The 16,342-nt window shown below is 44.5% G+C and carries 15 protein-coding genes and 2 tRNA genes; 1 reads left to right on the top strand and 16 read right to left on the bottom strand.

Annotated elements, in window-relative coordinates:
• Nucleotides 1-74 precede the first annotated feature (74 nt).
• From hemB to tatA, 7 genes are read right to left on the bottom strand one after another with little or no spacing between them, the layout of a single operon-like run.
• Complete coding sequence (hemB, locus tag MADE_RS02700; RefSeq protein ID WP_012517071.1) at nucleotides 75-1,085, bottom strand: porphobilinogen synthase; 1,011 nt, start codon at nucleotides 1,083-1,085, stop codon at nucleotides 75-77.
• On the bottom strand, nucleotides 1,082-2,980 hold the full coding sequence (locus MADE_RS02695; protein WP_012517070.1) for a sensor domain-containing diguanylate cyclase: 1,899 nt from the start codon (nucleotides 2,978-2,980) through the stop codon (nucleotides 1,082-1,084). The genes hemB and MADE_RS02695 overlap by 4 nt, the downstream gene beginning before the upstream one ends.
• An 11-nt stretch (nucleotides 2,981-2,991) precedes the next feature.
• Nucleotides 2,992-3,768 (bottom strand): TatD family hydrolase, encoded by a 777-nt coding sequence (locus MADE_RS02690; protein ID WP_012517069.1) that lies wholly within the window; start codon nucleotides 3,766-3,768, stop codon nucleotides 2,992-2,994.
• Nucleotides 3,769-4,305 carry a hypothetical protein gene (locus tag MADE_RS02685; protein ID WP_012517068.1) on the bottom strand — a complete coding sequence of 179 codons (537 nt, stop codon included), beginning with the start codon at nucleotides 4,303-4,305 and terminating at the stop codon, nucleotides 3,769-3,771.
• A 25-nt stretch (nucleotides 4,306-4,330) separates the two neighbouring features.
• On the bottom strand, nucleotides 4,331-5,086 hold the full coding sequence (gene tatC / locus MADE_RS02680) for a twin-arginine translocase subunit TatC (RefSeq protein ID WP_012517067.1): 756 nt from the start codon (nucleotides 5,084-5,086) through the stop codon (nucleotides 4,331-4,333).
• Nucleotides 5,087-5,386, bottom strand: a complete 300-nt coding sequence (gene tatB, locus MADE_RS02675; RefSeq protein ID WP_012517066.1) for a Sec-independent protein translocase protein TatB — start codon at nucleotides 5,384-5,386, stop codon at nucleotides 5,087-5,089. It lies immediately after the preceding gene.
• Nucleotides 5,386-5,625 carry a Sec-independent protein translocase subunit TatA gene (gene tatA, locus MADE_RS02670; protein WP_012517065.1) on the bottom strand — a complete coding sequence of 80 codons (240 nt, stop codon included), beginning with the start codon at nucleotides 5,623-5,625 and terminating at the stop codon, nucleotides 5,386-5,388. The genes tatB and tatA overlap by 1 nt, the downstream gene beginning before the upstream one ends.
• A gap of 183 nt (nucleotides 5,626-5,808) precedes the next feature.
• On the opposite strand from tatA, the gene MADE_RS02665 reads away from it, so the two are divergent.
• A complete protein-coding gene (locus MADE_RS02665; RefSeq protein WP_012517063.1) occupies nucleotides 5,809-6,870 on the top strand; it encodes a hypothetical protein in 1,062 nt (353 codons plus the stop codon).
• A gap of 151 nt (nucleotides 6,871-7,021) precedes the next feature.
• Here the strand turns inward: MADE_RS02665 and ilvN are convergent, their stop codons facing one another.
• From ilvN to orn, 9 genes are all read right to left on the bottom strand, one after another.
• Nucleotides 7,022-7,519: an acetolactate synthase small subunit gene (ilvN, locus tag MADE_RS02660; RefSeq protein ID WP_012517062.1), complete on the bottom strand. Its 498-nt coding sequence runs from the start codon at nucleotides 7,517-7,519 to the stop codon at nucleotides 7,022-7,024.
• Nucleotides 7,519-9,237 (bottom strand): acetolactate synthase 3 large subunit, encoded by a 1,719-nt coding sequence (locus MADE_RS02655; protein ID WP_012517061.1) that lies wholly within the window; start codon nucleotides 9,235-9,237, stop codon nucleotides 7,519-7,521. Before MADE_RS02655 ends, ilvN begins: the two co-directional genes overlap by 1 nt.
• A gap of 273 nt (nucleotides 9,238-9,510) precedes the next feature.
• Nucleotides 9,511-9,888, bottom strand: a complete 378-nt coding sequence (locus MADE_RS02650; RefSeq protein ID WP_012517060.1) for a MaoP family protein — start codon at nucleotides 9,886-9,888, stop codon at nucleotides 9,511-9,513.
• Between the two features lie 231 nt (nucleotides 9,889-10,119).
• Entirely contained in the window at nucleotides 10,120-10,581 is a 462-nt protein-coding gene (locus MADE_RS02645) for a hotdog fold domain-containing protein (RefSeq protein ID WP_012517059.1), read from the bottom strand.
• Nucleotides 10,582-10,764: 183 nt separating this feature from the next.
• A complete protein-coding gene (locus MADE_RS02640) occupies nucleotides 10,765-13,851 on the bottom strand; it encodes a TonB-dependent receptor domain-containing protein (protein WP_012517058.1) in 3,087 nt (1,028 codons plus the stop codon).
• A gap of 477 nt (nucleotides 13,852-14,328) precedes the next feature.
• Entirely contained in the window at nucleotides 14,329-15,111 is a 783-nt protein-coding gene (locus tag MADE_RS02635) for a hypothetical protein (protein WP_232363013.1), read from the bottom strand.
• A gap of 237 nt (nucleotides 15,112-15,348) precedes the next feature.
• Nucleotides 15,349-15,424: transfer RNA gene (locus MADE_RS02630), tRNA-Gly, on the bottom strand.
• Nucleotides 15,425-15,585: 161 nt separating this feature from the next.
• A tRNA-Gly gene (locus tag MADE_RS02625) sits at nucleotides 15,586-15,661 on the bottom strand.
• Between the two features lie 101 nt (nucleotides 15,662-15,762).
• A complete protein-coding gene (orn, locus tag MADE_RS02620) occupies nucleotides 15,763-16,308 on the bottom strand; it encodes an oligoribonuclease (protein ID WP_012517056.1) in 546 nt (181 codons plus the stop codon).
• Nucleotides 16,309-16,342 lie beyond the last annotated feature (34 nt).

Below are 16,342 nucleotides of genomic sequence, written 5' to 3'. Positions count from 1 at the left end.
ATTGCAATAAAGGCGTGCTAAGCACGCCTTTACTTTTTGTCTTCTGTCTAGCACTCGGCTTACAAGTAGCCCTTTTAATTACCGTTTTGCTTGGCAAGTAACGCTGCCGCTTGCGGCGCGAAGTACGTTAGAATGCCGTCTGCACCTGCGCGCTTAAACGCCAATAACGATTCTAAAATAACCGCGTCCTCATTTAACCAGCCATTGGCAAATGCCGCTTGGTGCATAGCGTATTCCCCGCTTACTTGGTAAGCGAACGTGGGCACTTTGAACTCATCTTTACATCGTCGAACCACGTCTAAATAAGGCATACCCGGTTTTACCATAACCATGTCTGCACCTTCTTCAATATCTAGTGCAATTTCATGCAAGGCTTCATTGGTATTAGCAGGGTCCATTTGATAGGTCTTTTTATTGCCACCTTTAATATTCGCTGCAGAACCGACCGCATCGCGAAACGGCCCGTAGTAAGCAGAGGCATACTTGGCAGAATACGCCATGATACACGTGTTAATATGGCCTGCTTCCTCAAGCGCGTTGCGAATACTGCCTATTCGGCCGTCCATCATATCTGATGGGGCCACAATATCAGCTCCTGCTTCAGCATGTGAGAGCGCCTGTTTTATGAGCACGTCAACGGTTTCGTCATTCATCACATAGCCGCTTTCATCAAGCAGCCCATCTTGCCCGTGTGAAGTAAATGGGTCTAGCGCGATATCAGACATCAACATAACCTCTGGATACGCCTTTTTAAGCGCTCTTATTGCTTGTTGTGCAAGCCCTTGTGGGTTAAAGGCTTCGCTAGCGCACTCTGTTTTAAGGCTCATCGGGGTAACGGGAAATAGCGCAAGGGTTTTGATGCCTAGCTTTACCCAATTAGCCGCTTCCTCTACAAGAAGGTCGACAGATAATCGTTCCACACCCGGCATTGAAGGCACTGCTTCACGGGCATTGTCTCCCGGTAACACAAATACAGGGTAGATAAGATCATCACTCGTTAAGTGATGCTCTGCCACAAGCCCCCGCAATGCATCTTTAGCACGAAGTCTGCGCATTCGGCGATGAGGGAAAGGTGAAGATGTCATAATTTTTCCTGTAATTGTTTATGTATTACTTTATTACGCCCTGCCGCTTTTGCTTCATATAAAAGCTCATCAGTGAACTTAAACAATTGCTGCGTGTGATCTTCACCCACAATTACTGTGGTAGATACGCCGGCACTGGCGGTTAGGTTAATCATTTCGTTTTCGTATTCAAGGGGCGATGCTTCAAGACTGCTTCGCATGTTTTCAGCAACATGAAAAGCCCCTTCTAAATCGGTATTAGGCAGGATAATGGCAAACTCTTCACCACCTATGCGACACAAGTCATCTGTAGGGCGATGGATGTGTTGTTGAAATACTTTCGTTACATGAATTAAACACTCATCTCCCCCATCATGCCCATATTCGTCATTGATTTTTTTGAAGTGATCGACGTCGATAATAACAAGTGACAGTGGTGTTTGTTCCCGACGGCTGCGCCTACCTTCTGAACGTAAGCGCTTATCAAAATGCCTGCGGTTGTGAGCCCCAGTGAGCGGGTCTATGGCATTGAGTCTTTCAAGCTCTTGATTGACTTCAGAAAGCTCTCGAAGCGTAATTTCAAGTTCTAGCGTGCGCTCTTCAACTTTATATTCCAAGTCGTCTTGGTAGCGCTTTTGCACTTCAAGCAGGCTTTCTTTCGCGGTACTAGCCTGTTTTTCCTGTTCAAGCGCAAACTGCTGCGCGTCTATTAAATCGTCGCGACTGTGGCTGTAATTAATCGCGAGAATGAGCGCCAAAATTAATGACTCTACAGCCCCGCCAATAATCAGTAAGTTGTTTGAGGAAATAGGCAGCTGAATAATGTTTACGTTATCTAAGTTAGCACTTAAACCACTAACTAATAAAAACCCCCAGGCGATAGTAAAATAACGGGCAACCACTACCCCTTTCAGGGTTAACCAGACGCCCAACCACATAGTAAAAATTATGGTAAGGGTAAGTAGCAGTAAAAACGCTTTCACCATAAGTGAATAGGGAAAAATTAGGCCCGCGAGGATACTCACACCACAAACCCAACTTATCGTTTGAGCGACTTTGTCAGCCTTTTTACTATAGGTTGTAATGGGCAAGAGCCTTCGCGTAAACATTGTAGCGAACATGATAGTTGCATTAGCAAAAACAATAATCGCTTTTGACTGAAACCACGTACTGTCTGGCCATAAATAGGCCAAACCATAGCCGTGAAGCGTTGCCAACGTTAGCGCTAAACTAACAATATAACCCGAGTAAAATAGAAAGGACGTATTACTCGTCGTAATCGTTAAAAAAGCGTTACTGACCCCCATTGCGAGGAGAATTCCAAAAAAGATTCCCAACGCTAGATTTCTACTTGAGGTATAGGAAATAAATTCTGCTTCTTCCCATATCCGAATGGGTAACCTTATTGTTCCGGAAGTTTGAACACGAATGATAATTCGCTGGGAGTGCAGACTTTCAGGAAGCGGAAACAATGGTTTTACGTGTGAAACCGGGCGGTTAACAAACGGTATTGCGTCACCGCCAGTAAACGTAACTATAGGTTTACTGCCAATTTGGCTGTATACGGCAACATCAAGGTGATCTAATAATGGGTAATCAATATGAAGCAAAAAACGGCTTTCAGAGGTTTGGGTTGGTGAAACCACCATTGAAAACCAATGTACATTGCTGTCCATTCCCAAATTAACAGGGGACGCAACAGGGCGCCAATCACTCATGGGCTTTTGCGACACATTCGCGAAATCTAGAGGTTCCTCGTCGCCTTCTTGCAAATAGGTAAGCTGTGAATATTTCGGTGTAGTATTCGAAAAAGGAGAAAGGTTAAGCAGCACGGATATAAAGCCAACAACGGCGACTATCGTTATCAATACGAGACCCGCATCATATTTGCGCATCGCTTTCAAATTTGTCTGCATATAAACCTATGTTAGCTGAGAGAAAACAACTCACAAGTATTAGCATAACTGCTAATACGCAATTTATCAGTCTCAACTTGCAGATATTCGCCTAATTGATTAGCAATGTGAGGCAAAAACGCGGGTTCATTATTACGCTTTCTCGGGCGCAATGTTTTGGGAAAGAGATATGGCGCGTCTGTTTCTAATATAAGGCGTTCAAGCGGAATGTGCTTTACGGCTTCTCGTAACGCTTCACCCCGTTTTTCATCACACACCCAGCCCGTAATACCGATATATAGGTCTAAGGCTAGATACTGCTTTACTTGTTCGGCGTTACCGGTGAAACAGTGAGCGATGCCGCCTTGTAAATTTGGCATATATCGGGTTAGAAGAGACAGCTGTTCGTCAAACGCGTCTCTTTCATGCAGATACACTGGCAGGCTTACATCTGCGGCTATTTTTAGCTGCGCTTCAAAAATCGACAGCTGAACAGGCTGGGGAGAGAAATTTCGATTAAAGTCCAACCCACATTCACCGATAGCTACACACCCTTTTTGCTGGGCTAGCTCACGTAACCGTGCCAGGTCGTTCGGGGTAGCGTCTTTAGCGTTGTGAGGATGTACCCCAATTGTGTAACAGCACGTATCGGGGTATTGGTTATAAAGAGACACGGCAACGTCCCACTCATTAGGGTGGGTGGTAATAATACAGAGCTTTTCCACGCCAGCATCTTTTGCCCGCTGTATAATGTCGTCAGCGTCAAAGCGCTTATCTAGCAAATTGACACCCGCATCGAACCAAGGCATCTACTTAACGCGTTTTACTTTCATTCGCTTATTAAGCCCTTCTACGCTTAAGAAGAACGCACCTAACAATCCGCGCTCTACCGCAACGGGTTGACCTTCTTTAAGCTTCATATAGGTATCATCAGTTTGCTGCCATACAGAACCGTCGCTAAATGTAATGACATACTTATCGCGAAGGTTCTTTTTAAGAGAGTCAATACTCACCGCAATTTCAGACGCTTCTTTGGTTAAGTCACGCTTGTGCTCTAAGCCAAACTCACTTTTTGGTTGAGGCGTAGCACGCTCGGGGGTTGCACCAGGACGAGGGCTAACTTGATTGCGATTAGCCTCTTTGTAGGCCTGCACCTGACTAACTTGTGCATTTACACCATCGTACTGATCGAGTGACTTAGCCACCCGGTCATAACACATTAAGCGCTTTAAACTATTATCTGTATTTCGGCACGTTTCCATTGCATCGCCGATTGATTCAGCATGTGCGTTAAACGCGCTAAAAGCACACAATAAAGTGGCAAGAGAAAGTAGTCGTGTTTTCATTTTTATTCCTTTCTTTTAATAACTTTTATGTGTTGTCAGGCGACTCTTCTGAGACTTCATCGCTAGGTTTCTTGCCTGCGTAAAAGCCACCCACAATGACCCCAACCTCGAACAACAGCCACATGGGAATCGCTAATAGTGTTTGAGAGATAATATCAGGGGGGGTTAGCAACATACCCACAACAAAAGCACCAACAACCACATAGGGGCGCTTGGCGCGTAATGATTTAGCATCGGTGACCCCGGTCCAACACATTAAAATAATGGCTATTGGTATCTCGAATGAGACCCCAAATGCGAAAAACAGTTTCAATACGAAGTTTAAATAGCTTGAGATGTCCGTACTTACCGTTACTCCCTCTGGCGCAACACTAGTAAAAAACGCAAAGGCTATCGGAAATACCACGAAATAGGCGAAAGCCATGCCTGCGTAAAAAAGTAGCGTGCTTGAAAGTAATAACGGTGCCACTAGACGCTTTTCATTGCGGTATAACCCGGGAGCCACAAAGCCCCACACTTGGTACAGCACATAGGGGATCGCAATAAAAAATGATAACACCAGCGTTAGCTTGAAAGGTGCGAAAAAAGGTGACGCAACGTCAGTTGCAATCATACTTGAATTTTCAGGCAGGGTTTCAAGCAGCGGCATCGCTAATAGCTGGTAAAGGTCCTGTGCAAATGCGGCTAGACAAATAAACACAACCAGTACACTCAAAAGCGCTTTGAGAATACGACTGCGCAGTTCAATTAAATGAGAAATTAGGTTGTTAGCGTCAGACATCTATTGCTTTTTGTAAGGTTCTTGAACCGACTCTGCAGCTTTTTTAAGCTCATCGACACTTTGTTCAAGTTCAGGTGAAAGATCTTTAAGCCCTTGTTGCTCTGCTTTTTTCAAATTCTCATGCAATTCGTGCACACGCAACTGATGCTCAACTTCTTGCTTAAAGCCGGTTGCTACATTTCGTACACTACGAATTGTATTGATGGTTGAGCGCATGGCCCCTGGCAGTCTTTCTGGCCCCAAAATAAGCAGTGCCAATACGCCAACAACCAATAGCTCCCAAAAGCCGATATCGAACATTAGGATTTTTCTTTAACGTCGCTCTGCGTCTCTGTTGATACAGGCTCTGCAGCTGACTTTTCTTCAACTTGCTTCTTTTGTTCGAAGTCTGCGTCTTTTTCTTCTTCGCTGACTGCTTTTTTGAAGCCTTTAATTGCACCGCCTAAATCTGTGCCGATGCCTTTAAGTCGCTTAGTACCGAATAAAAGCACTACGATAACCAATATAATCAGCAACTGCCAAATACTAATACCACCCATAAAATTAATCTCCCTAACATCGATTGAGACAGTATGCCATTGCCGGCCATTGCTTTCACCTGAATATTTACGTCAATGAATAAAGATTGACGTTTTGCCTGTGACAATCCATGCTCTGTATATGCGTAATACGAATACTTAAAACATTCAACTATTCTAATTTTTACAAGGAGTTAGTGAGTAATGCTATGCCTTACTGTGGCTTATTGCCATATGCTACTCACCACCCCTCTAGCATCCGTCCCCCGTACCCCCACGGTGAACGCCCCCGTAAATGCGACCAGTGTACAAAGCACGGCACTTAATATTCAACATCGGGAGTATGAAAGCGCAATAAGTCAGAAGTCTGCCGACGACACAACGTTGTCGCCTTCGTCACTTCCCCCCACCAACGCCTGGTTCGATATTTGGCAGCGAAGCTTCACTGATACCATGGACTTTACGGTAAAGCAGCTAGACGGTTTATTTGAGAGCGATGACAACAGCTACGGGCAAGGGCAAAAACAAGCCAGAGCAGAGGGCCGCATTCAGCTTGCTTGGGAGCCGAGAAGCGGAATGCTATCTGATACGGATCTGCGCTTTCGCGTAAGAGTTAGGCTTCCTGCGCTCCAAGAACGCGTGGATTTATTAGTTAGTGATAATGAGGATGAGAACCAAGACAATACTGTTCGTGCCGCGCGTAATGTTAATGCTAACGATAGAGACAGAACCACCATTGCGCTTCGCTTTAGACCAGAGCAAGATTCACACTACTCGTACAGAATTGGGGCAGGTAGACGGGACCAGCTATACGCAAAAACACGTTACAGAGATGCCCTTGCCTTTTCGAATCAGTGGGCCATGTTATATGATGCAGAGCTCTACTATTACACTCGCGACCGATTAGGTGCAGAAGCTGGGGTCGCCTTCCAATACGAAATCAATAAAAAACACCTCGTCAGACAGAATAACCGATTTTATTTCCGCGATGATACGAACGACTGGCTGTGGCGCCACGAGGTGCACCATTTATTTTCTGTAGACCAACATAACGCCATTATTCCCCATTTTTTGGTGGAAGGACTTAGTCAGCCTAACTATCGCGTAGAAGAGGTATACACGGGTTTTAGGTGGCGTAACAACACGCTGCGCGATTGGCTATTTTTTGAAGTGGAACCTTTCGTATTATGGCTGCGCAACGAAGACTTTAAAACATCATACGGCGTAGCGCTTCGGGTAGAGGCATACTATGGGAAAGATACCTAAACGCGCTAAGAGCACCATCCTTACCTTAACAATAATCTATTCATTTAGATAAAGCTGCGCATAAGACTGCAGTAACCATTTTTATTGGCGATAACAAAAAAAGCTGTCAGATTGACAGCTTTTTCAACATTTTACCGCAACGCCGTGTAACTTAGGGGCGCAGCGCCCTGTCACCTCGTGCCAGTCCACACACGCCCGTGCGCGATGACTCGATAATTTCTGCGCATTGCCCCATAGTGGTGGCAAACGCATCTAGTTTATCAGAGGTGCCCGTGATCTCTATGGTGTAGTTATTTACGTTCACATCCACAATGCGCGCACGGAAAATATCTGCGTTGCGCTTCACCTCGGCTCTGACAGACTCAGTGCGGGTTGCCACTTTAATCAACATAAGTTCACGTTCAATGTGCGTGCCTTCTGTTAAATCAACAACTTTTAGCACATCGATAAGCTTGTTGACTTGCTTAGTGATTTGCTCGATAACCTTGTCGTCGCCGTGGGTGATAATAGTGAGGCGCGATAGGCTCTCGTCATCAGTGGGTGCAACACAAAGTGAATCTACGTTGTAGCCACGTTGCGAGAACACCCCTACGATACGTGATAGTGCGCCTGGGGCGTTTTCCATTAATACTGAGATAATACGTTTCATCAGGTTCGCTCCGTCTTGCTTAAGCGCATGTCATCCATTGCGCCAAACTTAATTTGCATTGGATATACGTGTTCGTTTTGGTCTACTGCTATGTCCATAAACACGAGGCGATCTGTGTAGCTGAAACATTTCTCCATAGCCGCATCTAGCTCGTCAAGTTTGTCTACTTTAATGCCTACGTGCCCGTAAGCTTCTGCTAACTTTACAAAGTCTGGCATTGAATCCATGTAAGAGTGTGAGTGACGCCCTTTATAAATCATATCTTGCCATTGACGCACCATACCCAGCGCACGGTTATTCAACGAGATAATTTTAATAGGCAAGTTGTATTGCAAACAGGTAGATAGCTCCTGGATATTCATTTGAATACTGCCGTCACCTGTTACTACCACAGACGTTGAGCCTGGGTGCGCAAACTGTACGCCCATCGCCGCCGGCAAACCAAAGCCCATGGTGCCTAGACCACCAGAGTTAATCCACTGGCGCGGTTTGTCATACGGGTAATAAAGCGCAGCAAACATTTGGTGCTGACCTACATCTGAGCTTACATAAGCCTTGCCGTCGGTATGCTTATACAAGGCTTCGATAACGCGCTGAGGCTTAATAACCTCTTCGCCTTGCGCGTAGTTCAAGCATTCACGAGAACGCCAGGTTTCAATTTGCTGCCACCAGTCGGCTAGCTTGTCACTTTGAGAAGATAAATCTTTCTTATTTACCTGGCTTAAAATTTGATCAAGCACTTTGTCTACCGAACCCACCACTGGAATATGTGCATTTACGGTTTTAGAGATTGAGGCAGGGTCGATATCCACATGGATAATATCTGCATGAGGGCAGAATTTATCAACGTTATTGGTAACACGGTCATCAAAACGAGCACCTAGCGCAATGATACAGTCGGCATTGTGCATGGTTTTGTTCGCTTCAAGCGTACCATGCATACCAAGCATACCAATGAATTGCTTGTGTGTTCCCGGCATAGCACCAAGACCCATCAGCGTACAAGTTACCGGAGAATTTAGCTTTTCAGCTAACTCAATAACTTTTTCTGACGCGTCGCAAGCTACTGCACCACCACCTACATATAATACTGGACGTTCTGCTTTAAGTAGCGACTCGACCGCTTTCTTAACCTGCTTAGGGTGGCCCTTTTCGGTTGGGTTGTAAGAGCGCATGGTCACGTCGGTAGGATACACATAAGGGTGTTCCTCAGCCACGTTAACAATGTCTTTTGGCAAATCTACAACCACCGGCCCTGGACGGCCTGTATTGGCAATATAATAAGCTTTCGCAATCGCCTCTGGAATATCCACCGCGCGCTTAACCAAGAAACTGTGCTTAACGATAGGACGCGAACACCCTACCATGTCAGTTTCTTGGAATGCATCTTCACCAATATGCTTTGAAGGCACCTGCCCCGATAAAATTACCATCGGGATAGAGTCCATATAGGCAGTCGCGATACCAGTAATAGTATTCGTAGCACCTGGACCTGATGTGACGAGCACTGTGCCGGTTTTGCCAGTTGAACGTGCATAACCATCCGCCATATGGGCGGCTGCCTGTTCATGACGTACGAGGACGTGTTTGACATCATCTTGCGCAAATAACGCATCATAAATGTCTAGTACGGCACCACCTGGGTAACCGAACACGTGTGTCACTCCTACATCTTTTAGCGCTTCAACCACCATGGCTGCGCCCGACATCATTTTCACAGTGCTTTCTCCTGTAATGGGTTGGGGGGTTTGTCAGCGTACGTTGACGATGCCCCGACTATATCTAAGGTAATAGGAAGATAAAACACCAAATTGCGTAAAAGTGAGATATATATCCCAATATTCGCAATAATTAGGATAAATATTTCGACATCAGTATTGAATTGACAAAAAATAGGATAATTATTTACACAATATTAACAGTGTGAACAATAAAAATGACGAGCGAAAAGAAAGCGCCTTTATCTACCGTTTGTAAATGAAGGCAAAGCCTTAATCATCGAGGCTAATATCAATGTCACTGTTATCGCTTATATCTTCATCATCGTCAACCTCTTCTGCAGATGGGCGCTTAGAGCCATAAATGCTAGCGGTCTTTGGTCTATTAATTCGCGCTTGGTATTTTAACCACGCTTTTTCTTGAGAAGTTGCGGGCTCGCGATGGCCAAGCGCCGACGCTAGATAGGCTTGTTCTTCGTCGTTTCCCGGCGTGATCTTTCCGTCAACCAGTGCAGCAAACAAGCTTCCGTAACCTTGCAAAAGCTTGCTCTCGTTAATTGAAAAATCTCCTGAACGCGCAAAGCCGTAAGGGTAATTTTTCTTATCTGCGAAGGGTTTTCTGGTGATTTTTTCTTTTGTGATTACAGACATCTTAACCTCTTTCATTGCGGCCCCTCGTGTTACATTAATAGAGGGCTGCCAGCTAATAGTTGAATGAAATAGACTTCCGATATAGCGCCTTAATCGCTTACCACGTTATTCTTAGATGTGTTTTTGAATACTGTCAATTGGAAATAGGCCTGTCGTAAAAACTTAATATTGCTCCTTAAAGCAGACATAAAAAAAGGCCGCAAAAGCGACCTTCAAATAACGCGACATAGTTTAGCGTTTTTCGCTTACCCAAACCGTAATAGTACCATCTACAACCACTGTTCCTTCAGCGTTATACGCCTTAACTGAAATGGGTAAATCGCCAGGCTTCCACGCATCTGCTGGCACTTCGGCGACACAGCGAATATCTGAGTCTGCTTTCGCCGGATACTTTACTTCCATACCTTTTGGGATCCACCTAAGGTTTTTAGGGATTGACGCTTCGCACATAAAGCCCATGGCCATTTCTAAACCATTACAAATCGCAATGACATGAACCGTACCAATGTGGTTTTCTACCCCTTTACGCTTTTTAATAAGCACTTCACAGTAGTTAGGTTTGATGTCTGTAATAAGGGGGGAAACTGTTGAGAAATAAGGTGCTCTGCGGGCTGAATACCAGCTAAACAGCTTTTTGCCAAAGGGCAGTTTAAGGAATTTGTTATATGTATTTAGTACGTAATTCTTTGACATAGTTGTTCACGCTGATAGTTGGGAGCTTTTTATCTTTCGAGTGATTATTAAATCTGCGCCACTGGTTAGACCAGAGGAAGTTACATTAACATAATCTCAACGAAGTAGTGATGCAAATAAATTCCTATTTAGAGATATAAAAAAAGCAGCTAAAAAAAGCTGCTTTTGATATCTGTGTAGACGCTACATTGTGTAATTTACGCCTAGGTAGAAGAAGCGTCCTCTAGGTCCTGCCGGTCTCGACAATGTGCCAAGGTAAGGATCTTCCTCAAACGCGTTGTTGATACCACCATATACTTCTAGGCTATCTTCAAAAGTGTATGAAACAGAAAAATCATGCACCAATGCAGAGCCAGTGTGAGTTTGACTGATAAAATCAGGATCACTCTCGATATCCTGGTTTTCTAGCCCTGGAAGTAGCTGGCTTCCTTCGTAGCGTCCTCTCCACCCAACAACGAGTTCACCAATTATATAGTCTGCACTCATGTTTACGATCCACTCTGGTCGCCCAAATGTTCCAAGAACATCAGTGACTTCGTCAGGTGCACTCACATCCCTTACTTCATCATTTTTGAGGAAGTTTGTTCCGTTGATTGTGAATTCAATTCTTCCGTCTGTGTCGACTAATTTAGCCAACTCAAAGCCATAATCTACGCGGAAATCAATACCAGATGTCTCTACCGCTGCAAGGTTGATAAACCCTGAACGAAAATCTGTGATAAATCCATTTGTAGCATCACGGTCAATTGCGTCACAAAATTGGTTGTTGATTGTTGGCGCGTCTACGCAGTTAGATGCAATGTCAAAACCAGTAAGGCTATCAATCAGGCCATCAATTTCAATATTATAGTAGTCTAGTGTCACTACTAAACCTTCCAGCATACCGTCGAGCTCTGTATCTGGTCTCCACACTGTACCAATCGTGATGGTTTCTGCTTCTTCAGGATCAAGGTCTGGGTTACCGCCCGTTGAACCAGAAACAAACGCTGACAGGAAGTTAGTAGAATCATAAGTGCCATCAGCTACCGCGTCGCCAATCAGTGCAATACAGTTCGCCTCCCTGAACTCAGAGCCCGCACTAATTAAGTTTTGGTTACAAGGGTCATCTCCTGCACCAAGTGAAGCCGCAAATGTAGGTGCGAAGGCTTCATTAATGTTGGGAACCCGCACCGCTTCAGAGAAGGTCGTTCGAATACTAAATGTATCAACAGGTGACCATACTGTTCCTATCGTCCAAGCGTCATGCGTACCATATGGGTCGTAGTCTGAGCTTCTGTATGCAGTGCGCAGCTCTAATCGCTCAGCGAAATCGACACCTTCTAGTAAAGGTATAGTTGCTTCTACAAAGTATTCTGAAACATCGTACTCACCGTCAGAAGGATTGGTTGGGCCGTTGCGAGAGTCTAATGTTCCAAAGGTTAAGCCTGCTGCGGAGTATGGATCTGGCGTATAGGTACTTGACTCTTTTCTCCATTCGTAACCAAGAGCAAACATAACAGGGCCTGCCGGAAGCTCGAATAAATCAGAAGAGTCTCCCGATACTACTGCTAAGAAATTCTCTTGCGTTATATCGTTCTGCTCAGTGCCAGGTTGGAATATAAAGTTAGCCGCTTCAGCGCTGATTGAATCCTTTCCAAACAAATTCACTGGTACACAAGAACCATCACCAGGCTGGAAAGTTAAGAATCCAAAATTCGCATTCGCAGATGGAAACGGCGACGTAGGAGGAAGCGCAGAACTGTCTAGGTCAGAGCGACAAACAACATTGCCAGTTGCTGGATCTGTTACAGCGTCAATAGCGGCGAAGTATCTGTCTTCTATGCGCAAGTTCGAAGTAATGTCGGCATCAGTTCGACCGTAGTTATAGAAAACCTCGTACTCTAGAGCGGTGTTAGGGATATAACCGTCGAAGCCTGTAACAATACGATACGTTTTACGTTCCGCTTCTGGGTTTGAATTAGCGTTTATATCAAGAACATCGCGGGACATTACCAAGCTTGGTGATTCACCTTCTGCTTGTAATTCATTAATTTGAGACAGTAGAGCTGCAGGAATATACGGATTGTCTAGTGAGATTGGAATATCGTCATTGAAACCATTCACCTGATTAGTTTCTTTAGTCGAGCTAAATACGAATTTGGCATCTACAAAGAAATTTACGAATTCATTTAGTTCGTAATTTGACACTGCCTGTACTAAGACTCTTTTAGACTCTGGAAGGATAAGTTCAGCGTCGGGACTACCCGGTACACCATCACCACCACTCGCATCGAAAGGTCCAGCATAAACATCGCCGGGATTGTAGGCACGTAAGGTGCCGTCTTCACCCACTACCTGACACGTTGGAAACATGGACGTTCCGATAGTGCCGCAACCTAGCACGCCGCCAGATCCAGCGACATCCCCAAACGCACTGCCAGTTAATGAAATTACACCTCTGTCACTTGAAATTGGAAGTCTGTAATCTGGCACCCAAGTATTCTTGAAGCGTGAATCAATACCAAATGCACTCTGAGTAGCCTCTGTATTGGCTACTTGTGTATATAGACCAGAGCCTGCGAAGTCTCTATCTCTAGCATACACTGGGCTGGTTTCTTGGTATTCAACCGCGAATACTAAATCACCTTTATCTGTAGAAAAGCCGTTGGCCAATGATAAAAAGAATTCATTCGCATCACCATCGTCAGTCACACCTGTTTGAGTGCGAAGCTCTAGCCCGTCGAACGAGGCTCCGTTTCTCATATTAAAGTTGACAACACCGGTTACCGCATCAGCGCCGTAAACAGCTGAGGCACCACCAGTGAGGACTTCCACGTTTCTAAGTAAAGCAGTAGAGATGGTATTTACATCAACAGAGCCCGTACCCTCAATACCTGAAACATGTCGTCGACCGTTCTCCATAACCAAGGTTCGCTCACTACCTAGATTACGTAAGTCCAGTAAGCTTGCTCCTAGTGGGGTTCCATTAAATGCAGAAAAAGACCCCGGCAGTGACGCCTGTAGTTGAGGCGATTCACGCAGCATGGCACCTAAATCTATTTGACCAGATGTTTTGATATCACCAGCATTAATGGCAAGAACAGGGCTCGCTGCTTCCAGGGAGGAGTCTTGGGCAACGCGAGAACCGGTTACAACTACTTTTTCGACATCCTTCTCTTCAACAGCGGCTTCTTCCTGAGCCTGAACCGCAGATGCACTAACAGTAAGTGCAGATGCTACTGCAATTGCTAGTGCAGAAATATTGTTTTGCTTTGATGAACCAAAAGCCATGTGTGTTTCTCCAATTATACTTTTTCGTTCCAGTACGCTCTTTCCGGCGCTTATTGAGGAGTCTAAAAGCGAAGGTTATTTTTTATATGTCTGAGATATGCGTTTTACATAGCCTATTTAATTAACACACTATGTTTAGCAAACCATGTAGATCTGCAAACTATGTGCCTATCAAAAGGCGACTAATTAGCGAAACTACCGCGAAAAAACGGCGCATTATGCATATTTACCCACTAAAATCCATTTAATATTCAAACAGACTTATTAAAGTGCTACCAGTTGCACAATTTTCGTGCAAAAGGCACAACAAGTCCTAGGTTTATCGAGATACGGATTAAAATCTAGGCGGCTACGCACCAATACGATGCAAAAAATGATGAATAAGGATTCATTATAGTGCGTGAACGCAGACAGAATCGGTGCTGGAAAATGGCATAACGAGAAACTTATACTTTGGTATAATTTTGCAGATTACAGCTATTGCAGCTTGTTTAGATACTTATCAATATGCAATTGAATACTGCCGTGGTCTCGACACTTCACGGTACCCTGAACTGATTTAGTTGCGTCACCCGCTAGCGTGGGAAAGTCACGATCGTTAAGAGTAACCCCCTTGTTTTTACTGAGGGTGCTAAATAACTTCCCTTTTATTGAACTGCAATCAAGGACTATTTCGATGCTTTTTAGAAAGTCTTCGTTTTCAGTATTGGAGGAGTTAGAAAGCTTAGGGTTTCTTTTCACATTCGAATGAGTTTTGTTTGAAGGTGATTGATTAGCGATGTCATGCAATCGTTGTGCGTTCAAACGATTGATATAATCTTGTGTGGCATCCCGAATTTTAAGCTTGGTTTCTTTTGTTCTTGCTTTAAATTGTGGTGAAGGTTCTTTTACCAAAAGTTTCTGTGGTTCTTTAGTTTTGCCAACCACTTTGTTAGCGCTCGATACTTTCTCACCCTTTTTAGTTTTTTCAATGGCAGCGCTATGTTCTAGGTCGCTACCTTTCTCATTCACTGGTTCTGAATCAATGTCGGTCTTTTGAGGGGCACTCGTTGGCATTACTAATACTGCTTTTAGCAATACAGGTGGAAAGTGTTGCTGATTTATAGACTCGTTTTCTGTGGTGAATGCCAACGCGAGTAACAAGCTCCCATTGATACCAAGTGAAAGTAAAAGCGCACGAAGATCAGAAGCGCTTGGCAGGCTTATTTGAGTAAGACTGCTCCTCTCAAGCTCATATCTATCAATCCTTGAGTCTACCATTAATGCATCCATCCATAAAAGCACCTAGTAGTTGAGCATTAACAAAGAAGAAAGTTCAGATAGCTTTCACTTACAAAGTAAATGCGATTATGAAATATGAATACTGAAGAAAAAATTTGGAGCGGGAAACAGATTTGAGCTCGTTGCGAAGCAATGGCCGACACTCGGTCGCGGGCCCATCAAGTGGTCGCACTTAAAAACTAGATAAGTTTTAATTTTTGAGGTGTTTGAAAAATTTGGAGCGGGAAACGAGATTCGAACTCGCGACCCCGACCTTGGCAAGGTCGTGCTCTACCAACTGAGCTATTCCCGCATAGAGTCGATGCTGTGCATCTTATAGATACTTACCTATGGTAAGTGAATTTGGAGCGGGAAACGAGATTTGCCAACTGGCCGACACTCGGTCGCGGGCCCACTAGGGGTCGCGCTTTTCACGCCCACTGAAAGTAAATTTTACTATCAGCTTTTAAAATTTGGAGCGGGAAACGAGATTCGAACTCGCGACCCCGACCTTGGCAAGGTCGTGCTCTACCAACTGAGCTATTCCCGCAACAAAAGAGGTACTTCGTTTGAAGTGGTGCGCATTTTACAAAAATTTTGGGGTAACGCAACCTTTAATTCTACTTTTTTTGCACCTCAATGCTCGAATGCTTAAATCGTAAACACTTTCTCTCGATAATAGCGCATTTCTTCAATAGACTCGCGAATATCATCTAAGGCTAAGTGTACGCCTTTCTTTTCGAAACCATCTAAAACTTCAGGCTTCCAGCGGCGCGTTAGCTCTTTTATTGTACTTACATCAATATTTCTATAGTGGAAGTAAGCTTCAAGCTCGGGCATGTACTTAACCATGAATCGTCTGTCTTGCCCAATGGTGTTTCCACACAGTGGTGATTTACCTGCATCTACCCACTGCTCTAAAAAGGCAATAGTCTGTGCGGATGCTTCTTCTACGCTTATTTTACTCTCTCGGCAACGCGCAGTAAGCCCACTTTCTCCGTGAACGCGTGTGCACCACTCGTCCATGTTGTTTAACACGTCATCACTTTGATGTACCGCTATTACGGGGCCTTCAGCCAAAATATTAAGCTGTGCATCGGTAACTATGGTGGCAATTTCCATAACTACGCAGGTTTCAGGATCTAACCCTGTCATTTCCATGTCTATCCAAACAAGGTTACTGTCGTGTTTACTCATTACTTTCCTCTTTGCGCTACAGACATGGCAACCA

It is taken from the genome of Alteromonas mediterranea DE, from assembly GCF_000020585.3.
Classification (GTDB): Bacteria; Pseudomonadota; Gammaproteobacteria; order Enterobacterales; family Alteromonadaceae; genus Alteromonas; species Alteromonas mediterranea.
This window is presented reverse-complemented; position numbering and strand designations above follow the sequence as displayed.